Raw genomic sequence first — 20,854 nt, 5'->3', positions numbered from 1 at the left:
TCTGCTGGGGCCTTGCTTCTGATCAGGCTGAGGCCGGCGGCGCGCTGAAGTTCACCCGGTTGCGCCCGGCCTGCTTGGCACTGTAAAGCGCGCCGTCGGCGCGTTCCAGCGCCTGGTCGACAGGCTCTTCACCTGCCAGCAGGGTGCAGCCAATGCTCAGGCTGACCGGCAGCGGCCCGCAGGGGAGTTGCACCGGCTCGTGGCCGATCAGCTCGCGCACGCGCTCGGCGACGCGCTGCAGTTCCTCGCCGTCCTTCACCTTGAGCAGGGCGACGAACTCCTCGCCGCCCTGGCGCACCAGCAGGTCGTCCGGCCGCAGCGCGGCGCGCAGGCGGCGGGCGCATTCGCAGAGCACCTGGTCGCCGGCGGCGTGGCCGTGCTGGTCGTTGATCGCCTTGAAGTGGTCGAGGTCGGCGTAGATCACGCCCAACTGCACGTGGTTTTGCCGCGCCAGGCGGCACTCGCGGTCCTGGAAGGCGAGCAGGCCACCGCGGTTCCACAACTGGGTCAGTGGGTCGAGCAGGGCCTTGCGCTGCTCGCGGTCCATTTCCACGCGCAGGTCGCGGTTGCTCTGGATCAGTGTGCGCAATTGCAGGTAGCCCTCGGCGAGGGTGGCAAGGTCGCGGAAGTTGGCCTGCTGCGCCTCGGTCATGCTGCGCGGCCGCGGGTCGACCATGCACAGGGTGCCGATGGCTTGGCCATTGCCGGCGCGCAGCGGGCGACCGGCGTAGAAACGGATGTAGGGCGGGCCGAGCACCAGCGGGTTGTCGGCGAAGCGTTCGTCGAGGGTGGCATCGGGCACCAGCAGGGTGTCCTCGCCGAGGATCGCGTAGCCGCAGAAGGACACGTCGCGCGTGGTCTCGGTGGCGTCCAGGCCGACGCGGGCCTTGAACCACTGGCGATCCTGGTCGATCAGGCTGATCAGCACGGTGTCGACCTTCACCAGGTCCTGGGTCAGCTGGACGAGGGTATCCAGGTAGTGCTCGGCCGGGGTGTCGAGCAGGTTCATCTCATCCAGGGTCTGCTGACGCAGGGTTTCGTCAACGGGAATGGGACAAGCCGGCATGGCGTCTCCTCAACAGGTCAGGGGCTGGCAGGCGCCTGCCAGGCGTCTTGGCGTGTCAGCTTCCACGCGTAGCCGGCTAGGACCAGCGCACGCAGCAACATGAAGCATAGGAAGGTTAGCCACAATCCGTGATTTCCCCAGCCCTGCAGGGCGAATCCCAGCGGCAGGCTGGCGGCGCAGGCCAGCAGCATGGCGTTGCGCATCTCGCGGGCGCGGGTGGCGCCGATGAACAGGCCGTCGAGCAGGTAGCTCCACATGCCGATGAGTGGCAGGCAGGCGAGGTAGGGCAGGTACTGGTCGGCGGTGGCGCGCACCTCCGGGATGTCGCTCTGCAGGGCGATGAACAGGTGCCCGAAGAAGGTGAAGAAGACGACGAACAGCAGGCTGGCGATCAGCGACCAGCCGCAGGCGACCACCAGCGAGCGGCGCAGCGCGGTGCGGTCGCGGCCGCCGATGGCATGGCCGCACAGCGCCTCCACGGCGTGGGCGAGGCCGTCGAGGGCGTAGGCAGTGACCATCAGGCCGTTGAGCAGCAGCGCGTTGGCCGCCACCGTGGCGTCGCCCAGGCGCGTGCCCTGCACCGTGAGCAGGAAGAACACGCCCTGCAGCGCCAGGCTGCGGATGAAAATGTCGCGGTTGACCATCAGCAGCGGCCGCCAGCTGGCCCAGGCGCGCAGGCGTGACCAGTCCGGCAGGCCGGGAAAGCGCCTGAGCGCACCACGGGTCAACGCCAGGCCGAGCAGCGCGCCGCCCCATTCCGCGGTTACCGCGGCCTTTGCCGCGCCGGCCACGCCCCAGCCCAGGCCCAGCACGAACCACAGGCTGAGGACGATATTGATGAGGTTGGTGGTCAGCAGGATCGCCAACGGTGCGCGGGCGTTCTGCGTGCCGAGGAACCAGCCGACCAGCGCATAGGTGGCCAGTGCCGCCGGCAGGCCGAACAGGCGGATGTGGAAGAACTCGCGGGCCAGCACATCCAGCTCCGGGGACGGGCGCATCAGCGCAAGCGCGGGGCCGGTCAGCGGCACCGCCAGCAGGCTGAGCAGCAGGGCGAGGCCCAGCGCCAGCAGCAGGCCCTGGCCGAGAATCCGCCGCAAGGCTCCGCCGTCTTCACGCCCGGCCGCCTGGGCGGCGAAGCCGGTGGTGCCCATGCGCAGGAAGCCCAGCACGCCGACCAGCAGGGTATAGAGGCCGCCGCCAACCGCGACGGCGCCCAACTGGTGCGCATGCGGCAGGTGGCCGATGACCGCGCTGTCCACCAGGGTGACCAGCGGCACGGAAACGTTGGAGAGGATCATCGGCGCGGCGAGCGCCCAGACACGACGATGGGTCGGCGAATGTCGCCAGGCTTCGAGCAGGGAATTCATGAGGGGCTCCTGAGCTGGCGCGCAGTATAGCGAGCCGGGAGCCCCGTGCTTTCAGCCGGCCGTGATCAGGCCGTCTTCTTGCGGTAGGCGCAGTAGCCGGGGCGCGGGCCGACCTGCGGGTGGTTGCGGCAGGTGTCCGGGCGCTTGGCGTAGACGCTACAGAGGCGCGTCTTGCGGTCGAGGAAGTAGCAGTCGCCGTTGCTGGTGCGGGTCAGGGTGAAGATGCCGCTCTTCTGGTTGAAACGCTCGACGACGCCTTCCTTGAGCAGTCGCTTGGCGATGTTCTTCGCCGGTTCGTCGCGCTCGAATTCGTCGACCACGCCGATCCGGATCAGGTCGTTGACGTTCACTTCCGCCGGCATGGTGCAGCAGGTGGCGTTGCAGTCCTTGCACAGGCCCGAGGTGTACTTCGCCCAGGTTTCCAGGCGGTCCAGTTCGGCGTTGGCAATCAGCGGTGGTTTTCTCATGGCGGCAAGTCGGTAGCGGTGGCGCGAAGGCGCGCATCATAGTGGTCGGCGCGCAGATTTGCTTGGCCTTTCGACGAACAGAGCGGCGTTCTACAGAGCGTCGATTCCGCCGTTATCGCGCAGATAGTCCCTGAAGGTCGGGTAGCAGATGAGGAACCAGGGCGTGAAACGCTCCGGGTGCGCGGCCATCTCGGCTTCCAGATCGGGCAGGGCGACGTAGCGGAAGTCGTCGGCCTCCTGTGGATCGGGGTGCGGTGGCTGCTCATCGACGGCACCGAACAGGTGGCCGTACTCGTGCTCGGTCATGCCGTTGGCCAACGCCAGGCGATAGCTGAACTCGAACAGCTTGCGCAGCTCGACCTGTACGCCCATCTCCTCGCGCAGCCGGCGTTCGGCAGCGTGCTTCGCGGACTCATCGGGGTAAGGGTGGCCGCAGCAGGTATTGCTCCACAGTCCGCCACAGTGATACTTGCCCGCCGCGCGGCGCTGCAGCAGCAGTTCACCGGCGCGGTTGAACACGTAGACCGAAATGGCACGGTGGCGCAGCCCGAGATGATGGGCCTGGTGTTTTTCCATCGTGCCGGTCGGGTTGTCGTGTTCGTCGACCAGGATCACCTGGATATCGGTCATGGAAATCTCCTGCGGGCGAGCCATCCGTGCTCAGAGTAGACGGATGGTTTTCAGCCCTTGCGGATCATCCAGATGCCCACCGCGATGGCGGCCATGCCGGCGATCTTCAGGGTGCTCACCGGCGCTTCCTTGAAACCGGCCCAGCCGAAGTGGTCCAGCGCCAGAGCCATGCCCAACTGGCCGGCGAGCACCAGCACCATGAACATCAGCGCGCCGACGCGCGGTGCGGCGAAGGCGGCGATGAAGATGAAGAACATCCCCAGGAAGCCGCCGCACCACTGCCACCAGGGCATCCCGCGCATCGCTGCGAGGCTGGGGAATTCGCGGTTGGCCAGGGTCAGCGCGAGCAGGCCGAGCATGCCGACGAAGAAGGAAATCAGCGCGGCGGCCAGCACGCTGGATACCTGCTTGGCCAGTTGGCCGTTGATGCCGGCCTGAAGGGGCAGGCAGGCGCCGGCGATCAGCGGAAGGACGAACAACCACCAGGGTGGCGTAGGCATGGGAAACTCCGGAAAGGGTCGCAAAGCAGGGCAGCGAAGGGCTGGCCAGCGGTCGATCGAGAATAGTCAGCCGCGTAGTATGCACCAGACTGGAGCATCGCTCCCGCCCCGATGGAGGTCCCGACCATGGCCACCCGTGCTTCCCGCGTGCTGAGCGTCCGCATCGAGCGGCCGCGCGACACCGCCTACGAGTTCCTCGCCGACCCGACGAACTTCCCTTACTGGGCTTCAGGCTTGTGCAGCTCCATCGAGCCGCTGGAAGGTGATCTCTGGCTGGCGCAGACACCCCAGGGCCCCCTGCGCGTGCGCTTCACGCCGCGCAACGCGTTCGGCGTGCTCGACCATGACGTGCTGCCCGAGCAGGCGCCGGCCGTCCACATCCCGTTGCGACTGATCGCCAATGCCGAAGGCTGCGAGCTGCAACTCACGCTGTTGCGCCAGCCACAGATGGACGACGCCACCTTCGAGCGCGACGCGCAGTGGGTGGAGCGTGACCTGCAGGCGATCAAGGTGTTGCTGGAGGGGTGATTCGTGGGACTTATGCCACCGATTGCAGCCGGGCAATGGGCGGGTGCGCCTGCTGACTGACCTGCCACAGATCGTAAGCCGCCTGCATCGCCAACCAGTGGCGGGCCGTGCCCAGGCCGGCCTGCTCCAGGCGCCAGGCTAGGTCCGCGCTGATGGGCGCTCGGCCGTGGAGCACTTTGGACAGGTGCGGGCGGCTTACGCCGAGATGGGTCGCCAGAGCAGTCACGGAAAGGCGAAGCTCCGGTAGTACATCCTCACGGAGGATTTCGCCGGGGTGGGGCGGGTTGTGCATCGCCATGCTGGGTGCTCCAGTCAGTGGTAGTCGAGATAGTCCAGCAGCTCCACGTCGCTGTCGACGAAACGGAAGGTAACGCGCCAGTTGCCCGAGACGCTGACGGCCCAGCAGCCGGACAGCGAACCTTTCAGGCCGTGCAGGCGGTAACCGGGCAGGTCCATGTCTCGCGGGCCGTTGGCGCTTTCCAGCGCGGCAAGGATGCGTTTGAGCCGGGGCACGTGATCGGCCCTCACTCCACGAGGATCACCTTGCTGGTAAAGGGCGCGCAGCCCCTTGTGACGGAAGCTTCTGATCATCGCCGGACTGTAATCTAACAGATTACAGTCGCCCTAGCCGAGACGCTTGTCAGAAGGTTCTCCGCACAGTGTTCAGCTTGTAGGAGCGAGCTGGCTCGCGAACAGTTTCCAGGCAGTTGCGGCGCTGGGCGGTTCGCGAGCAAGAACTAGGCGTCCCCCTCGCCCCTACAGAAACCGTCAAAGGCGTGCGGCCAGCTCCGCACCCTCGCGGATCGCCCGCTTGGCATCGAGTTCCCGCGCCACGCTGGCGCCGCCGATGATGTGGTAGCGCAGGTTCTGCGCCGCCAGCGTCGGCTGCAGGTCCAGCAGCGGTTCCTGGCCGGCGCAGATCACCACGTTGTCCACCGCCAGGCATTGCTCCTGGCCGTCGATGCGCAGGTGCAGGCCGTCGTCGTCGATGCGCAAATATTCCACGCCACCGATCATCCGCACGCCGTGATGTTTGAGGTGCGCGCGGTGCACCCAGCCGCTGGTCTTGCCCAGCCCGGCGCCGGGTTGGCCGGCCTTGCGTTGCAGCAGCCAGAGCTGCCGGTGTGGGTTGGCGGCGACCGGTGGGATCAGCCCGCCGCCGGTGGTGTTGTCCAGGTCGATGCCCCACTGGCCCAGCCATTCGCCCAGCGGCTGCGGACCGTTGCGTTCGCTCAGCAGGAAGCTGGCGACGTCGAAGCCGATGCCGCCGGCGCCAATCAGCGCGACCTTCTCGCCCACCGCAGTGCCGCGCAGCACATCGAGGTAGCTGAGCACCTTGGCGTGGCCGATTCCCGGAATCGACGGCGTGCGCGGCTGGATGCCGGTGGCGACTATCACCTCGTCGTACTCGCCGCTCAGTTCGCCGCGCCGGATGCGCCGGCCCAGTTGCACCTCGACGCCCAGTTCGCCCAGGCGCACGGCGAAGTAGCGCAGCGTCTCGTGGAATTCCTCCTTGCCCGGCACGCGCTTGGCCAGGTTGAACTGCCCGCCGATCTCCCCAGCGGCTTCGAACAGTGTCACCCGGTGGCCGCGTTCGGCGGCGACGCAGGCGGCGGACAGCCCGGCCGGCCCGGCGCCGATCACCGCGATGCGCTTGTGGACGCGCGCCTTGCGGTAGCGCAGTTCGGTCTCGAACGCCGCACGCGGGTTGACCAGGCAGCTGGCGCGGCGGTTGGCGAAGGCGTGGTCCAGGCAGGCCTGGTTGCAAGCGATGCAGGTGTTAATCGAGGTAGCGCGGCCGGCGGCGGCCTTTTCCACGAACTGCGGATCGGCCAGCAGCGGCCGGGCCATGGAAACGAGGTCGGCGTGGCCTTCGGCGAGCAAACGCTCGGCGACTTCCGGCGTGTTGATGCGGTTGCTGGCGATTACCGGCACGCGCAGTTCGCGACGCAGGCGCGCGGTGACTTCGGCGAAGGCCGCGCGCGGCACCGAGGTGACGATGGTCGGCACCCGTGATTCGTGCCAGCCGACGCCGGTATTCAGCAGGTCGATGCCGGCGCCTTCGAGGGCTCGTGCCACAGTGCGTACCTCGTCCCAGCTGTTGCCGCCTTCCACCAGGTCGAGCAGTGACAGGCGGTAGCTGATGACGAAGCGCTCGCCCAGTGCACGACGGGTGCGGCGGACGATCTCCAGCGGCAGGCGCATGCGGTTGCCCAGGTCGCCGCCCCAGCGGTCTTCGCGCTGGTTGGTGCGCGGGCAGAGGAACTGGTTCAGCAGGTAGCCTTCGCTGCCCATGATCTCCACACCGTCGTAGCCGGCGGCGTGGGCGAGCTTCGCGCAACGCACGAAGGCGGCGATGGTGCGCAGGATGCCGCGCTCGGACAGCTCGCGCGGGGCGAACCAGCTGATCGGCGATTTCACCGGCGAGGCCGAGACCACCAGCGGGTGATAGCCGTAGCGCCCGGCGTGGAGGATCTGCAGCAGGATGCGCCCGCCCTCGCGGTGCACCGCCTGGGTCAGGCGCCGGTGCGCCGGCACCTGCAGGCCGCTGGTGAGGCTGCTGCCCAGCGGCAGCAGCCAGCCTTCGCGGTTGGGCGCAAAGCCGCCGGTGATGATCAGCCCGACACCGCCGCGCGCCCGCTCGCGGTAATAGGCGGCGAGCTTGCCGAAGTCCCACAGGCGGTCTTCCAGGCCGGTGTGCATCGAGCCCATCACCACGCGGTTGCGCAGTTGAATCGGGCCCAGGTCGAGCGGGGCGAGCAGGTGAGGGTAGGGCGAGGCGGCGGACGACATGGAAGCGCTCTTGGGCAATCAGGTCCTGCCACCCTAACGGGCCGGCGATGGGCTGGTTAACGGCCCGGCTGCCGTACCGTTCGGGCATTTCGGTCAAGCGCTTCGGTTGACAGACTGGCCACAGGTTCCAGACTCAAACCCATGGCAGGGCTGCAAGGCCCCGATCGCAGGCTGAAGTGACGGAGGTCGTCATGAAAGCGATAAGAACAAGACACGCGCGCCATTACCTGCTCGCTGCCCTGATCGGCGTGGCCCTGCTCGGGCTGCACGAATCCCTCCAGCCGGATCGCGCGCAATCCGCCTGCCGCCCCGACGGTGAGAGTATCTCCTGTGCCTACCCGCCCGTTGCCCATTTGGGGGTACTCGGCAGTGCGTTCTGAGTGACGCACTGACGCGCGTCAATGCGCCGCAAATCCACGGCGTGCATGGTCTGCCCCGCTCAAAGCTGGCGCATTGCGCCTGCTTGGCTATCTTTTAAGCAGCAAGGGTCCGGCCATGTCCCGGACGTACGCTGCCTGATCAGGAGACGCACGATGGATATGAACCGTCGGCAATTTTTCAAGGTCTGCGCCGTGGGCCTTGGAGGATCGAGCCTGGCGGCACTCGGGATGGCACCCCCGGATGCATTCGCCGACCAGATCCGCCACTTCAAGCTTGCGCGCACCGTCGAGACCCGCAACACCTGCCCGTACTGCTCGGTCGGTTGCGGCATCCTGCTGTACAGCCAGGGTGACGCGGCCAAGAACGTCGCGCAGAACATCATCCATATCGAGGGTGATTCCGATCACCCGGTCAACCGCGGCACGCTCTGTCCCAAAGGCGCAGGCCTGCTGGACTTCGTCCACAGCCCCAACCGCCTGAAGTATCCGGAAATCCGCGAGGCGGGCTCCAGCGAGTGGAAGCGCATCGGCTGGGACGAGGCGCTCGACCGCATCGCCAAGCTGGTGAAGGAAGACCGCGACGCCAACTTCATCGAGAAGAACGCCCAGGGCCAGACGGTGAACCGCTGGCTGACCACCGGCTTCCTGGCCGCGTCGGCGTCTTCCAACGAAGCGGGCTACATCACCCACAAGGTGGTTCGTTCTCTCGGCGTACTGGCGTTCGACAACCAAGCGCGTGTCTGACACGGCCCGACGGTGGCAAGTCTTGCCCCGACGTTTGGCCGTGGAGCCATGACCAACCATTGGACCGACATCAAGAATGCCGATCTGATTCTGATCATGGGCGGAAACGCCGCTGAAGCGCACCCGTGCGGCTTCAAGTGGGTGACCGAAGCCAAGGCGCACAACAAGGCGCGCCTGCTGGTGGTCGACCCGCGATTTACCCGTTCCGCTTCGGTGGCCGACTACTACGCGCCCATCCGTACCGGCACGGACATCGCCTTCCTCGGCGGTCTGATCAACTACCTGCTGGAAAACGACAAGTACCAGAAGGAATACGTGCACAACTACACCGACGTCTCCTTCATCGTGAAGGAAGGCTTCGGCTTCGACGACGGGCTGTTCAACGGCTACGACGCGGAGAAGCGCACCTACCCGGACAAGTCCTCCTGGCAGTACGAGCTGGGCGAGGATGGTTTCGCCAAGGTCGACCCGACCCTGACGCACCCGCGCTGCGTGTTCAACCTGATGAAGCAGCACTACAGCCGCTATACGCCGGACGTGGTGAGCAACATCTGTGGCACGCCCAAGGACATGATGCTCAAGGTGTGGGAAGAGATTTCCACCACTGCGGCGCCGACCAAGGTCATGACCATCATGTACGCCCTGGGCTGGACCCAGCACTCGGTGGGCGCCCAGATGATCCGTACCGGCGCGATGGTCCAGCTGCTGCTGGGCAACATCGGCATGCCCGGCGGCGGCATGAACGCCCTGCGCGGCCACTCCAACATCCAGGGCCTGACCGACCTGGGGCTGCTGTCCAACTCGCTGCCCGGCTACCTGACCCTGGGCATGGATGCGGAGCAGGACTACAACGCCTTCATCACCAAGCGCACCAGCAAGCCGCTGCGCCCGGGGCAGTTGTCCTACTGGCAGAACTACCCCAAGTTCCACGTCAGCCTGATGAAATCCTGGTTCGGCAAGGCCGCGACCAAGGAGAACAACTGGTGCTACGACTGGCTGCCGAAGCTGGACATGCCCGGCGCCGGCTACGACGTGCTGCGCTACTTCGACATGATGTACCAGGGCAAGGTCAACGGTTACTTCTGCCAGGGCTTCAACCCCATCGCCTCCTTCCCCAACAAGGCCAAGGTCAGCGCCGCGCTGGCCAAGCTGAAGTGGATGGTGGTGATGGACCCGCTGGCCACCGAGACCTCGGAGTTCTGGCGCAATGCCGGCGAGCACAACGACGTCGACACCAAGGCCATCCAGACCACGGTGTTCCGCCTGCCCACCAGCTGCTTCGCCGAGGAAGACGGCTCCATCGTCAACTCCGGGCGCTGGCTGCAGTGGCACTGGAAGGGCGCCGAGCCGCCGGGTGAAGCGCGTACCGACATCGCCATCATGAGCGGCCTGCTGCATCGCCTGCAGGCGGCCTATCGCAAGGATGGCGGCGCCTTCCCCGACCCGATCCTGGGTCTGGACTGGCCATACCTGCGGCCGGACGAACCGAGCCCGGAAGAGGTGGCCAAGGAGTACAACGGCAAGGCACTGGCGGATCTCGTCGACCCGAACAACGGCATGGTCCTGGCGAAGGCCGGCGAGCAGCTACCGGCCTTCGCGCTGCTGCGCGACGACGGCAGCACCGCCAGCGGTTGCTGGATATTCGCCGGTTCCTGGACGCAACTGGGCAACCAGATGGCCCGCCGCGACAACAGCGACCCGTACGCCATGGGCCAGACCCTGGGCTGGGCCTGGGCGTGGCCGGCCAACCGACGGATCCTCTACAACCGCGCCTCCGCGGACGTCAGCGGCAAGCCGTGGGACCCGGTGAAGAAACGCCTGGTGTGGTGGAACGGCAAGGCCTGGGGCGGCACCGACGTGCCCGACTACAAGGCCGACGTACCGCCGGAAGCGGGAATGAACCCGTTCATCATGAACCCCGAAGGTGTGGCGCGCTTCTTCGCCGTCGACAAGATGGCCGAGGGCCCGTTCCCCGAGCACTACGAGCCGTTCGAGACGCCGATCGGTGTCAACCCGCTGCACAAGAACCCGCAGGCGATCAGCAGCCCGGCGGCGCGAGTGTTCAAGAACGACATGGAGCTGTTCGGCAAGGCCGACGAGTTCCCCTACGCCGCGACTACCTACCGGCTCACCGAGCACTTCCACTTCTGGACCAAGCATTGCCGTCTGAATGCCATCGTCCAGCCGGAACAGTTCGTCGAGATCGGCGAGGCGCTGGCCAAGGAGCTCGGGATCAAGGCCGGCGACCGCGTGAAGGTCTCCTCCAACCGTGGCTTCATCAAGGCGGTGGCGGTGGTGACCAAGCGCATCCGTCCGCTGCAGGTCAACGGCAAGACCGTGCACCACGTGGGCATCCCCCTGCACTGGGGCTTCTCCGGGGTTGCGCGCAACGGCTACCTGACCAACACCCTGACCCCCTTCGTGGGCGACGGGAATACGCAGACGCCGGAGTTCAAGTCCTTCCTCGTCAACGTGGAAAAGGCGTGAGGTGAAGCATGAGTAGTCAAGACATCTACGCCCGCTCCGCCACGACCTTGCCGTCACCCTCGGTGCGGCACGAGCAGGAAGTGGCCAAGCTGATCGACGTGTCCAAGTGCATCGGCTGCAAGGCCTGCCAGGTCGCCTGCTCGGAATGGAACGAGCTGCGCGACGAGGTGGGCCACAACCACGGGACCTACGACAACCCCATCGACCTCACGGACCAGTCCTGGACGGTCATGCGCTTCACCGAGCATGAAAACCCGGCCGGCAACCTGGAGTGGCTGATCCGCAAGGACGGCTGCATGCACTGCGAGGAGCCCGGCTGCCTGAAGGCCTGCCCGAGCCCCGGCGCGATCGTGAAGTACGCCAACGGCATCGTCGACTTCAACCAGGACCACTGCATTGGTTGCGGCTACTGCATCACCGGCTGCCCGTTCAACATCCCGCGCATCTCGCAGAAGGACCACAAGGCGTACAAGTGCACCCTGTGTTCCGACCGCGTGGCGGTGGGCATGGAGCCGGCCTGCGTGAAGACCTGCCCGACCGGCGCCATCGTCTTCGGCACCAAGGAGGACATGAAGGAACACGCCGCCGAGCGCATCGAGGACCTGAAGTCCCGCGGCTTCGAGAACGCCGGCCTGTATGACCCGCAAGGCGTGGGCGGCACCCACGTCATGTACGTGCTGCACCACAACGACCAGCCCTCGCTGTACGCCGGCCTGCCCGACAAGCCGGCCATCAGCCCGATGGTCAGCCTGTGGAAAGGCCTCACCAAACCGCTGGGCCTGCTGGCCATGGCGGGCGTGGTGCTGGCCGGGTTCTTCCACTACACCCGCATCGGCCCCAACCGGGTCGAAGAGGACGAGGAAGACGGACCCGGCCCGCAGGCGCCGGTGCACAAGGTCGACCCTTCGGTGCATGGCTACGATCCGCGTGATCCCCGCTGACTGACTTCCGCCCTCCTCGCGGGGAGGGCGGAAAAGGGCAGCAAGGAGCCCGACGACATGAAAAAAGATATCCAGCGCTACAACGCCAACGAACGGAGCAACCACTGGATGGTGGCCATTCTGTTCTTCCTCGCCGGCCTCTCGGGGCTGGCGCTGTTCCACCCGGCCATGTTCTGGCTGACCAACCTGTTCGGCGGCGGGCCGTGGACGCGCATCCTCCACCCCTTCCTCGGGGTGGCGATGTTCCTGTTCTTCCTCGGCCTGGTGATCCGCTTCGCCCACCACAACCTGGTGGAGAAGCGCGACGTGCAGTGGCTCAAGCAATGGAAAGACGTGGTCACCAACCGCGAGGAAAACCTCCCGGAAGTCGGCCGCTACAACGCCGGGCAGAAGCTGCTGTTCTGGACCCTGCTGCTGTGCATGCTGGTGCTGCTGGTGACCGGTTTCGTGATGTGGCGTGCCTACTTCAGCCACTTCTTCGGCATCGACATCATCCGCATCGCTTCGCTGCTGCATGCCTTTGCCGCCTTCGTGCTCATCTGCAGCATCCTGGTGCACATCTACGCCGGCATCTGGGTGAAGGGCTCGATGGGCGCCATGCTCTACGGCTGGGTCAGCCGCGGCTGGGCGCGCAAGCACCATGCGGCCTGGCTCAAGGACGTGGACAAGGGCAAGGGGCACTGACGCTCGAAGTAATCGCCGGCTGGCACTGACCTGTCAGCCGGCACGGACAGTTCCCTCTCCCTTCAGGGAGAGGGTCAGGGAGAGGGGCTCCTCAGGCCCCGCTCCAAACCCAACAAGGAGTCCTGCGTGTCAGGCCGAATTCTCGAACCCGGGCAGATCGAAGCTGCCGCCAACATCCCCCCGCTGTTCAACCTGCCGTCCCCCGATCTGTTCTCCCGCCGCGCCGCGCGCCTGCGTGAACTGGCGCCGGGCAATCCCCTGCAGGGCTACCTCGAACTGATCGCCGGCGTCTGCGAAGCCCAGCAGGCGCTGCTCGATCGCAAGCTGTTCCTGCAATCGCCGGACGCTGCCGCGCTGGCCCGCAGCCGCGAGCACCGCATGCCGCCGCTGGCCTACGAAGTGCTGGTACGCGAAGGCGCGTGGCTGCCATTGCTGGACGCCTTCCTCGACGCCTATGAAGTCACCGCCAACCCGGCCGTGGCCGAGGCACTGAGGGTCCTGCGCAGCGCCGATTCCGGCCAGCGCAAGGCCTGGGCACTGGGCCTGCTCAACGGCCAGTTCGACCTGTTGCCACCGGCGCTGGTGCCCTTCCTTGGCGCCGTACTGCAAGTCGCCTTCAGCCAGTGGCTGCTGCAACTGCCCGACGACACCCTGGCGGAAACCGACAGCCAGACCCTCTGCCCGGCCTGCGGCGCGCCGCCGGTGGCCGGGATGATCCGCAGCCAGGGCAAGCATGCCGGGCTGCGTTACCTGTCCTGCTCGCTGTGCTCCTGCGAATGGCACTACGTGCGCGTCAAATGCAGCCACTGTGCCGAGAGCAAGGGCCTGGCCTACTACTCGCTGCAGCGCGAAGGCGTGGCCAGCGACCAGGCGCCGCTCAAGGCCGAAACCTGCCCCGGCTGCCAGTCCTACCTCAAGCAGTTCTACCAGCAGCACGACAAGCACGCCGAGGCCCAGGCGGACGACCTGGCCAGCCTCGCGCTGGACATCCGCCTCGCCGAGGACGGCTACCTGCGCACCGCACCGAACCTCCTGCTCGCACCGGGCGGCGGCGGTTAGAACCGCCCCTCGTAGGGCGCATAACGCGGAACGCGTTATCCGCCGCCAACCCCATGGCGCGGACATGGCGGATAACCGCAAGCGGTTATGCGCCCTACGAATGCAGCACTTCCGCTGCCACCCTGGTCTCCTACACTGATTCCAGCCATCGCCCCCTGCACAAGGTTCGTCCATGACCTCGGTACGTTTGCCCTCCATCGACCGCCTGCTGCGCAGCCCGGCCTGCCAGCCGCTGCAGCAACGCTACGGCCGCGAGGCCCTGCTCAAGACCCTGCGCGACCTGCTCGACGAACTGCGCGATCCCGCCCGTCACGGCCAACTGGCCGCCATCGAACTGGAAGAGTCGGTGCTCGCCGGCCGCGCTGGCGAGCGCCTCGCCGCGCACCACGCCAGCCGCGTGCGCCGGGTGTTCAACCTCACCGGCACCGTGCTGCACACCAACCTCGGCCGCGCCTTGCTGCCCGAGGAAGCCATCGAAGCGATCACCCTGGCTGCGCGCTACCCGCTCAACCTCGAATTCGACCTGGCCACCGGCAAGCGCGGCGACCGCGACGACCTCATCACCGGGCTGATCCGCGAGCTGACCGGCGCCGAAGCCGTCACCGTGGTCAACAACAACGCCGCCGCCGTGCTGCTGGCGCTCAACAGCCTGGGCGCGCGCAAGGAAGGCATCATCTCCCGCGGCGAGCTGATCGAGATCGGCGGCGCCTTCCGCATTCCCGACATCATGTCCCGCGCCGGCGTGAAGCTGGTCGAGGTCGGCACCACCAACCGTACCCACGCCAAGGACTACGAGGCCGTGATCGGCCCGCGCTCGGGCCTGCTGATGCGCGTGCATACCAGCAACTACAGCGTGCAGGGCTTCACCGCCAGCGTCGCCACCCCGCAGCTGGCGCAGATCGCCCACGCCCATGGTCTGCCGCTGCTGGAGGACCTGGGCAGCGGCACCCTGGTCGACCTCACCCGCTGGGGCCTGCCCAAGGAGCCCACCGTGCAGGAAGCCCTGCGCGACGGCGCCGACATCGTCACCTTCAGCGGCGACAAACTGCTCGGCGGCCCGCAGGCCGGACTGATCCTCGGCAGCAAGGAACTGATCGGGCGGATCAAGAAGAACCCGCTCAAGCGCGCCCTGCGCGTGGACAAGCTGACCCTCGCCGCGTTGGAGGCCGTGCTCAACCTCTACCGCGATCCGGACCGCCTCGCCGAACGCCTCACCAGCCTGCGCCTGCTCAGCCGCCCGCAAGCCGACATCCGAGTCCAGGCCCAGCGCCTGGCGCCTGCTTTGGCAGCGCTGCTGGGCGAACGCTGGAGCGTCAGTGCCGTGGATGCCTTGGGCATGATCGGCAGCGGCGCCCAACCGGTCGCGCGCCTGCCCAGCGCCGCGCTGTGCCTGCGCCCGAACCAGCCCAAGCGCCAGCGCGGCCGCGTCCTGCTGGACCTGGAAGAGCGCCTGCGCTGCCTCCCGGTTCCGGTGCTCGGTCGCATCGACGACGACGCGCTCTGGCTCGACCTGCGCCAACTCGACGACGAGCCCGGCTTCGTCGCACAACTGCCGCTGCTGGCCGAGGACGAGGCGTGATAGTCGGAACCGCCGGCCACATCGACCACGGCAAGACCTCACTGCTGCGCGCGCTCACCGGCATCGAGGGCGACCGCCGCCCGGCGGAGCGCGAGCGCGGCATCACCATCGACCTCGGCTACGTCTATGCCGACCTTGGCGACGGCGCGCTCACTGGTTTCATCGACGTGCCGGGCCACGAGCGCTTCGTCCACAACATGCTCGCCGGCGCCAGCGGCATCGACCTGGTGCTGCTGGTGGTGGCCGCCGACGACGGCGTGATGCCGCAGACCCGCGAACACCTCGCCATCGTCCAGCTGCTCGGCATCCGTCGCGCCATGGTCGCGCTGACCAAGGCCGACCGCGTCTCGGGCGAACGGGTAGAACAGGCTGCCGCGGAGGTGCGCGAACTGTTGGCATCAGGACCGCTCGCCGGCGCGCCGATCTTCCCGCTGTCCAGCGTCAGCGGAGAGGGCGTCGATGCATTGCGTGGCGCTCTTGCCGTTGCCGCCCGCGAGACCCGCGAGCGCACCGCAACCGGTGGCTTCCGTCTCGCCGTGGACCGCGCCTTCAGCGTCAGCGGCGCCGGCGTCGTCGTCACCGGAACAGCCTTTGCCGGCACCGTGAATGTCGGCGACGAATTGCTGCTGGGCAGCGCTGGCCGCCGCGCTCGCGTGCGCGGTTTGCACGCACAGAATCGCGAAGCGCAGCAGGCCCACGCGGGCCAGCGCGTGGCGGTAAACATTGCTGGCGAGCGCCTGAACCTCGACCAGATTCACCGGGGCGACTGGCTGATCGCCGGCGAACTGCATGCGCCCACCACGCGCATCGATATCGACCTGAACCTGCTGCCCAGCGAAACCCGCACCTTCGCCCACTGGACGCCGGTGCATGTGCACCTCGGCGCGCAGGATGTCACCGGCCGCGTCGCACTGCTCGAAGGCGAACGCCTGCAACCCGGCGAGCGCGCCTTCGCCCAACTGGTGCTGAATGCGCCCAGCCATGCCGTGCATGGCGACCACCTGGTGCTGCGCGACCAGTCCGCGCAACGCACCCTCGGCGGCGGGCGCGTGCTCGATCCCTTCGCGCCCGCGCGCAACCGGCGCAGCCCAGAGCGCCTGGAGCAACTTCGTGCCCTGCAGGGCGAAGGCCTGGAAAGCGCCTTGCCAACCCTGCTGGCCCACGCCAGCAACGGCCTCGATCCCGCACTGCTGGCGCGCCAGTTCAACCGCCCGCGCGAAGGCTGGCAGCTGCCCGGCGAAACGGTCGAAATCCACACCCGGCTCGGCGCGCGACTGCTCTCCGCCGAACGCTGGTCCGCGCTGCAACAGCAATTGCTCGATGCGCTGCAACGCTTCCACGCCGAAGCTCCCGACGAGCTTGGCCCCGACCGCGACCGCCTGCGCCGCTACGCCTTCTCGCAGCTGGAGCGACCGGTGTTCATCGCCCTGCTGGAAAGCCTGCTGGCGCCGGGGCAAGTCGACAGCAGCGGCCCCTGGCTGCACCTGCCTGACCACCGCGTGCAGCTGGGCGAAGCCGACGAACAACTGCGCGAACGCCTCTGGCCCTTGCTGCTGGCCGGCGCCTTCGACCCGCCCTGGGTACGCGACCTCGCCCGCGAACTGAAGGCGGAAGAGGGCGACGTGCGCCTGCTGCTACGCAAGCTCGGCCGCCTCGGCCAGCTGCACCAGGTGGTGAAAGACCTGTTCTACCCCGAACAGACCCTGCGCCAACTCGCCGGCCACGCCCTGCACCTGCGCGACGAAACCGGCATCATCCGCGCCGCCGCCTTCCGCGACCGCATCGGCATCGGCCGCAAGCGCTGCATCCAGCTGCTGGAATACTTCGACCGCATCGGCTTCACCCGCCGTTTCGGCAATGAGCGGCGGGTAAGAGAGGATTCTGCGCTGGCGCAGTCGACCGCTGAAGAAACTTTCTGAACTCCCGATCCCCACGCCCCCTCGATACCCCTGTTGACTACCGGGGAGTGGGTCCAATGAGTTCCTGGCTGATTCTGCTGTTCATCGCCGTCACCCTGATTGCCGTCGTGCTCGACGTGGGCAAGCGCTAGCGCGACGGCAACACCCGATCGACCCGTTGTACGAGGTAGTCGTAGAACGGGTTGGAGGTCACCCGCTGGAACAGGTCCAGCCCGACGATCAGTACGCCGCGTTCACCGCGCGGCGTGAGTGTGCCCAGGTGGATGCCGAAGTCTTCGCCGGCCGCCGGATGCTGGCCGTAGAGGGTGTCGTCGGGCGGGAAGGGGAGTGCCACGTGGGAGAGTGAGAACAAATCCGGCGGGTAGCTGGCTGCCAGCGGCTGGCTCTCCTGTCGCTGGCTGTGGGCCGGCGTGTGCAGGGCGCTGGTCTGGCTGCTCTGCGGGCTGTTGGAGATCACCGTCAGGTCATAGTTGCGCTGACGCTCGGGCAGCAGACGGTCGCCGAGTGTGGCCATTTCCGGGCGCAGCAGCGGGCCGTAGTTCAGCGAGCGATTGAGGTCGAACAGCACCAGCTGGCTGCCATTGTCCGGCAGGCGGTCGTATAGGTTGCTGATCACCGCCGGGGTGCTGACGGTGCTGTCGGCAAGCGACTGGAAGGTGAGGATCGGCGGCAGGCGCGCAAGGCTGCCGCTGCGGCTGGCGCTCTCCAGGCTGCCCTGCACGGCGTCGGTCAGCTCCACCGTCTGGCGCGCCGCCGCGATGGGGAAGGAGTTGTACTTGAACGGGTTGAACTCCGGCAGCACGCTCAACCAGGCCGCCTTGGCGAAGGCCGGCAGCAGCGCCGGCAAGCCCGCCAATCCGGCGAACTGTGCATAGCGGGTGACGCCGATCATCGGCGAGATCAGTACCACCTGCTTCGGCATCTTCAGGCTCGGGTCATCCAGCGCATCCAGGCTGTACTTCATCGCCAGCGCGCCGCCGTTGGAAAAGCCCACCATCAGCAGAGGCGCGCCCTTGGGCAGCTGCGCGGAAGCTTCGCGCACGGCCAGCCGGGTGGCGGCCATCCAGTCTTCCCAGTCCGCGTCGGTGAGCCCGGCCGGTACGGTGCCGTGGCCCGGCATGCGGATCGCGATGACCACGAAACCCTGCTGCCGCAGGTGCTCGCCCAGGTGGCGCAGGCTGTAGGGCGAATCGGTCAGCCCGTGCAGCAGCACCGCCGCGCCGCGCACTTCGCCAGCAGGGCGCATCTCATAGGAGCGATTCCAGTCGGTGGCGAAGTGGCCGGGGTAGACCTGGCTCTGGTCGAAGTAGCGGTTGTAGGCGACGCGCTCGAAGGGTTGCAGGCTGGCCGCCATCTCCTTGCGCATGGCCTGCATCAGCTTGTCCTCGGCGGCCAGGTAGCCGGCCCAGTCGGTGCGGTCGATGGCGTCGCTGTGCAGGTCCTCGGGCACCCAGGTGTGCCAGGGCTCCAGCGGCGGAATGTTGCGCAGCGCGGCGACCCGCAGTCCCAGCGCCAGCACGGCGAGGGCGAGGATGAGGATGACCAGCCAGAGCAGCGCCCTGGTGAGTTTCGCGTTCAGCATGGAGTTCCCTTGTCAGCGTGCAGGACAAGCATAGAGCCCCTGGCGCTACAAAGTCCGCTCACGGGTCAAAGGGCCGAGACCGCCTCGACGTAACCGGGGTTGCCGATACCGACCTGAGCCCAGACCGGGCGTGTCTCATTGCCCTGGCGGTCATACTGCTCGTCCGCGTCCCACAGCGTGATGATCTGCCCCGGAAACAGGTACTCGCAGTCGTTGAATTCGTGCGCGCCGGAGTCGTCCGCCGCAGCGATCAGCGAGAACAGCTCGCCAGCCGCCAGCGCAAACACATCCATGCCCTGGTAGCGCGCGAGGTACTGCTCGCTCTGGGACAGGCCGATGAACCAGATGAACCCCTGCTCGTCGCACTCGGTCTGGATCGCCGCCTGGCAGAAGTAATCCGTCTGCCCGTTGGACGATTCCAGCGGGAAACCCACGGCGGCCAGTGCGTCCCGCGCCATGGCCCGCGTGTCGCCAAGGCAGACCGGGCCAATGCCCAGGCGTGGGGAAATATCGAGGATGGGTAGAGTGGGCTTCATGCCGTGGAGCTCCCTGGGTACTGCTAGCGAGGGTAGAGCACGGGCAGCCAGTTCGCTGCCTTTTTCTGGCCAATAAGTGGCCTTTTGATGTTGATTGGCCAGAATGTCATTACCGGGTTCCGTGGGGGGTTATCGGACGACCGGGTGCCGACTGCGGCATGTGGACAATAAGTCTGTCCTCTTTTCGCATACGTGGCTAAACACCTCACGCATGCTTGGGTTCGCTAGATGCCCCGCCAGGGGCAGCAATCGGCCAAAAGCGGTCATTGCACCACAATGGTATCGTCCACTTCTTTTCTAAGGCTCCTGAGAAACTATGAATAGAGCTGAGTCCTCAATCTGGGCCGTTGCTCCTGCACCTGGTATCCCTGAATCACCAGCTCTTTTGGTTGAGTCGGGCAACCTTTGGCTCGCTTACTTCGAGCCTGGGAACGAATGCCTCGCGGTTGTGCGATTTACCGGGCTCATTGATCATCGTCTTGTACCTATAGGGGACGAGGGATTAGGACGCCATCCCTATGTTCTCTCGGGCCTTCAGCCCTACTCGTTCAACGAACTTATTGGCTCAGAAGAAACCATTGGCCGCCCATATTCAGGTGCTAGGCATTGGGTTGTTACGTTTAAAGACGAGACTCTTGATGTGATTGCGCGAACTGGTGAGGTCATTGCCTCGGGATTAACCCTGACATCGCCACTTGAGGCCTTGCTTTCGTTTCAACTCCCACGAGTTACAAACGTTTATCTAAACGATTGACGTCCGCCATGGGTCGATAGCTGCCCGAGGTTGCGGTCCACTTAGGATTGGTGTTGACCTTCCAGGCAGATAGAGTCGAACCCTTGATACTATTTTTTCGGAGCGTCGCGATGTGCTCGTATGAGCGGCTTTCGCGGAAAGAAAGCTAGTGTCATTCCTGTCTGGATCTTCGCTTTCTACAGGTAAAGACGCTACGTCGAAGGTGGGTGTTCAGGAGAGCACTCGGCCCCTCACGGGATGTATTTGCGTGCGGCATTACTGATGCGCGTCGTCCGGCAACAATTCTTCGCGCAGAACTCTGATGCAGGGTGGTGCGGTGATGACGAGTCGCACTTGCTGGTCCTGCACTCTGCCGATTCGGATCACCAGCTTTTGGCTGCGCAGCTGGCGGATGAGTTCTTCGTCGGAGCATTCCGGGTCGACGAAGAGGTGAATGGCTTCGAAGATGTTGCGGCTCAACAGCAGGTTTCCCATGAGGACTCGCTTGCTCGGTGGCGGGTGGGGCTGGGTGATGGATTGGCTGCTGCGGCATCGCTGCGCTGGCATCGGTCATGGCAATGATGGCAACATCCGGGCTCCCGCTTTCGCCGCTGCCTTCGTGCAGCCGGCTTCTGACCAGGGAAGGCAATCACGCCCGGTGGCGTGGCCGGGCTTCAAACCCGGTGGGGGACGGCAGCCGTTCCTGGGTGAGTTCGACTCTCACTGCCTTCCGCCAATTTCCTTTGCTTCGGTCCGCGCGGTTTGTCGCGCTCGTACTCGATTGCGGAGCGATTCAAAGTACTTTTTGTCTGCGGGTGCCGCAGGCGCCGATGTTACGCCCGCGATCAAAAGGTCTCTG

Annotated in this window: 19 protein-coding genes and 1 tRNA gene; 9 read left to right on the top strand and 11 right to left on the bottom strand. The window is 66.4% G+C overall.

The features are described from left to right. Window positions 1-22: 22 nt before the first annotated feature. The 5 genes from IB261_RS26380 to IB261_RS26360 all read right to left on the bottom strand — a co-directional run bounded on the left by IB261_RS26380 (window position 23) and on the right by IB261_RS26360 (window position 4,030). A complete protein-coding gene (locus IB261_RS26380) occupies window positions 23-1,066 on the bottom strand; it encodes a sensor domain-containing diguanylate cyclase (RefSeq protein WP_081515638.1) in 1,044 nt (347 codons plus the stop codon). A 17-nt stretch (window positions 1,067-1,083) separates the two neighbouring features. Continuing rightward, on the bottom strand, window positions 1,084-2,433 hold the full coding sequence (locus IB261_RS26375; RefSeq protein ID WP_192225281.1) for an MATE family efflux transporter: 1,350 nt from the start codon (window positions 2,431-2,433) through the stop codon (window positions 1,084-1,086). 65 nt (window positions 2,434-2,498) lie between these two features. After that, window positions 2,499-2,900 carry a YkgJ family cysteine cluster protein gene (locus tag IB261_RS26370; RefSeq protein WP_081515642.1) on the bottom strand — a complete coding sequence of 134 codons (402 nt, stop codon included), beginning with the start codon at window positions 2,898-2,900 and terminating at the stop codon, window positions 2,499-2,501. Window positions 2,901-2,990: 90 nt separating this feature from the next. Further along, on the bottom strand, window positions 2,991-3,530 hold the full coding sequence (gene idi, locus IB261_RS26365; RefSeq protein ID WP_081515644.1) for an isopentenyl-diphosphate Delta-isomerase: 540 nt from the start codon (window positions 3,528-3,530) through the stop codon (window positions 2,991-2,993). Window positions 3,531-3,580: 50 nt separating this feature from the next. Further along, window positions 3,581-4,030: a DMT family transporter gene (locus IB261_RS26360; RefSeq protein ID WP_081515646.1), complete on the bottom strand. Its 450-nt coding sequence runs from the start codon at window positions 4,028-4,030 to the stop codon at window positions 3,581-3,583. Window positions 4,031-4,156: 126 nt separating this feature from the next. On the opposite strand from IB261_RS26360, the gene IB261_RS26355 reads away from it, so the two are divergent. Continuing rightward, the gene (locus IB261_RS26355; protein WP_192383774.1) at window positions 4,157-4,558 is read left to right on the top strand and encodes an SRPBCC family protein; all 402 of its coding nucleotides are present in this window, start codon (window positions 4,157-4,159) and stop codon (window positions 4,556-4,558) included. Between the two features lie 10 nt (window positions 4,559-4,568). On the opposite strand, the gene IB261_RS26350 is transcribed toward IB261_RS26355, so the two are convergent. The 3 genes from IB261_RS26350 to IB261_RS26340 form a co-directional block, all read right to left on the bottom strand. Next, window positions 4,569-4,856 (bottom strand): HigA family addiction module antitoxin, encoded by a 288-nt coding sequence (locus tag IB261_RS26350; RefSeq protein ID WP_192383775.1) that lies wholly within the window; start codon window positions 4,854-4,856, stop codon window positions 4,569-4,571. Between the two features lie 14 nt (window positions 4,857-4,870). Continuing rightward, complete coding sequence (locus IB261_RS26345; RefSeq protein WP_081515650.1) at window positions 4,871-5,149, bottom strand: type II toxin-antitoxin system RelE/ParE family toxin; 279 nt, start codon at window positions 5,147-5,149, stop codon at window positions 4,871-4,873. A gap of 177 nt (window positions 5,150-5,326) precedes the next feature. Continuing rightward, a complete protein-coding gene (locus IB261_RS26340) occupies window positions 5,327-7,351 on the bottom strand; it encodes an NADPH-dependent 2,4-dienoyl-CoA reductase (protein ID WP_192383776.1) in 2,025 nt (674 codons plus the stop codon). Between the two features lie 191 nt (window positions 7,352-7,542). Here IB261_RS26340 and IB261_RS26335 point away from each other — a divergent pair, with 191 nt between their 5' ends. From IB261_RS26335 to selB, 7 genes are all read left to right on the top strand, one after another. Then, window positions 7,543-7,731 carry a hypothetical protein gene (locus IB261_RS26335; protein ID WP_081515654.1) on the top strand — a complete coding sequence of 63 codons (189 nt, stop codon included), beginning with the start codon at window positions 7,543-7,545 and terminating at the stop codon, window positions 7,729-7,731. A gap of 153 nt (window positions 7,732-7,884) precedes the next feature. Further along, entirely contained in the window at window positions 7,885-10,962 is a 3,078-nt protein-coding gene (gene fdnG / locus IB261_RS26330; RefSeq protein ID WP_139791455.1) for a formate dehydrogenase-N subunit alpha, read from the top strand. An 8-nt stretch (window positions 10,963-10,970) separates the two neighbouring features. Continuing rightward, the gene (gene fdxH / locus IB261_RS26325) at window positions 10,971-11,903 is read left to right on the top strand and encodes a formate dehydrogenase subunit beta (RefSeq protein WP_192383777.1); all 933 of its coding nucleotides are present in this window, start codon (window positions 10,971-10,973) and stop codon (window positions 11,901-11,903) included. Between the two features lie 57 nt (window positions 11,904-11,960). Further along, complete coding sequence (locus tag IB261_RS26320; RefSeq protein ID WP_081515662.1) at window positions 11,961-12,587, top strand: formate dehydrogenase subunit gamma; 627 nt, start codon at window positions 11,961-11,963, stop codon at window positions 12,585-12,587. Window positions 12,588-12,713: 126 nt separating this feature from the next. Further along, entirely contained in the window at window positions 12,714-13,646 is a 933-nt protein-coding gene (fdhE, locus tag IB261_RS26315) for a formate dehydrogenase accessory protein FdhE (RefSeq protein WP_192292805.1), read from the top strand. A 172-nt stretch (window positions 13,647-13,818) separates the two neighbouring features. Further along, a complete protein-coding gene (gene selA, locus IB261_RS26310) occupies window positions 13,819-15,225 on the top strand; it encodes an L-seryl-tRNA(Sec) selenium transferase (RefSeq protein WP_192383778.1) in 1,407 nt (468 codons plus the stop codon). Beyond that, window positions 15,222-17,144, top strand: a complete 1,923-nt coding sequence (selB, locus tag IB261_RS26305) for a selenocysteine-specific translation elongation factor (RefSeq protein ID WP_192383779.1) — start codon at window positions 15,222-15,224, stop codon at window positions 17,142-17,144. The genes selA and selB overlap by 4 nt, the downstream gene beginning before the upstream one ends. 127 nt (window positions 17,145-17,271) lie before the next feature. Here the strand turns inward: selB and IB261_RS26300 are convergent, their stop codons facing one another. The 3 genes from IB261_RS26300 to IB261_RS26290 all read right to left on the bottom strand — a co-directional run bounded on the left by IB261_RS26300 (window position 17,272) and on the right by IB261_RS26290 (window position 20,490). Then, window positions 17,272-18,726: an alpha/beta hydrolase gene (locus tag IB261_RS26300; RefSeq protein ID WP_192383780.1), complete on the bottom strand. Its 1,455-nt coding sequence runs from the start codon at window positions 18,724-18,726 to the stop codon at window positions 17,272-17,274. A gap of 65 nt (window positions 18,727-18,791) precedes the next feature. Next, a complete protein-coding gene (locus tag IB261_RS26295; protein ID WP_192383781.1) occupies window positions 18,792-19,262 on the bottom strand; it encodes a hypothetical protein in 471 nt (156 codons plus the stop codon). A gap of 1,009 nt (window positions 19,263-20,271) precedes the next feature. Then, the gene (locus tag IB261_RS26290; RefSeq protein WP_192383782.1) at window positions 20,272-20,490 is read right to left on the bottom strand and encodes a carbon storage regulator; all 219 of its coding nucleotides are present in this window, start codon (window positions 20,488-20,490) and stop codon (window positions 20,272-20,274) included. Window positions 20,491-20,635: 145 nt separating this feature from the next. Between IB261_RS26290 and IB261_RS26285 the strand changes: the two genes are divergently transcribed. Next, window positions 20,636-20,731: transfer RNA gene (locus tag IB261_RS26285), tRNA-Sec, on the top strand. Window positions 20,732-20,854: the final 123 nt, after the last annotated feature.

The organism is Pseudomonas sp. PDM20, assembly GCF_014852575.3.
Taxonomy (GTDB): Bacteria; Pseudomonadota; Gammaproteobacteria; order Pseudomonadales; family Pseudomonadaceae; genus Pseudomonas.
Note: the sequence above shows the minus strand (reverse complement) of the source record. Positions and strands in the feature narration are given on the sequence as shown.

What these genes read in the sequence shown, in the direction of transcription:
- IB261_RS26300 (WP_192383780.1), bottom strand. Translation starts at nt 18,726, where the DNA reads ATGCTGAACGCGAAACTCACCAGGGCGCTGCTCTGGCTGGTCATCCTC.
- idi (WP_081515644.1), bottom strand. Translation starts at nt 3,530, where the DNA reads ATGACCGATATCCAGGTGATCCTGGTCGACGAACACGACAACCCGACC.
- IB261_RS26375 (WP_192225281.1), bottom strand. Translation starts at nt 2,433, where the DNA reads ATGAATTCCCTGCTCGAAGCCTGGCGACATTCGCCGACCCATCGTCGT.
- IB261_RS26345 (WP_081515650.1), bottom strand. Translation starts at nt 5,149, where the DNA reads ATGATCAGAAGCTTCCGTCACAAGGGGCTGCGCGCCCTTTACCAGCAA.
- IB261_RS26295 (WP_192383781.1), bottom strand. Translation starts at nt 19,262, where the DNA reads ATGAAGCCCACTCTACCCATCCTCGATATTTCCCCACGCCTGGGCATT.
- IB261_RS26370 (WP_081515642.1), bottom strand. Translation starts at nt 2,900, where the DNA reads ATGAGAAAACCACCGCTGATTGCCAACGCCGAACTGGACCGCCTGGAA.
- IB261_RS26320 (WP_081515662.1), top strand. Translation starts at nt 11,961, where the DNA reads ATGAAAAAAGATATCCAGCGCTACAACGCCAACGAACGGAGCAACCAC.
- IB261_RS26360 (WP_081515646.1), bottom strand. Translation starts at nt 4,030, where the DNA reads ATGCCTACGCCACCCTGGTGGTTGTTCGTCCTTCCGCTGATCGCCGGC.
- IB261_RS26355 (WP_192383774.1), top strand. Translation starts at nt 4,157, where the DNA reads ATGGCCACCCGTGCTTCCCGCGTGCTGAGCGTCCGCATCGAGCGGCCG.
- fdxH (WP_192383777.1), top strand. Translation starts at nt 10,971, where the DNA reads ATGAGTAGTCAAGACATCTACGCCCGCTCCGCCACGACCTTGCCGTCA.
- IB261_RS26335 (WP_081515654.1), top strand. Translation starts at nt 7,543, where the DNA reads ATGAAAGCGATAAGAACAAGACACGCGCGCCATTACCTGCTCGCTGCC.
- IB261_RS26380 (WP_081515638.1), bottom strand. Translation starts at nt 1,066, where the DNA reads ATGCCGGCTTGTCCCATTCCCGTTGACGAAACCCTGCGTCAGCAGACC.
- IB261_RS26340 (WP_192383776.1), bottom strand. Translation starts at nt 7,351, where the DNA reads ATGTCGTCCGCCGCCTCGCCCTACCCTCACCTGCTCGCCCCGCTCGAC.
- IB261_RS26290 (WP_192383782.1), bottom strand. Translation starts at nt 20,490, where the DNA reads ATGGGAAACCTGCTGTTGAGCCGCAACATCTTCGAAGCCATTCACCTC.
- selA (WP_192383778.1), top strand. Translation starts at nt 13,819, where the DNA reads ATGACCTCGGTACGTTTGCCCTCCATCGACCGCCTGCTGCGCAGCCCG.
- IB261_RS26350 (WP_192383775.1), bottom strand. Translation starts at nt 4,856, where the DNA reads ATGGCGATGCACAACCCGCCCCACCCCGGCGAAATCCTCCGTGAGGAT.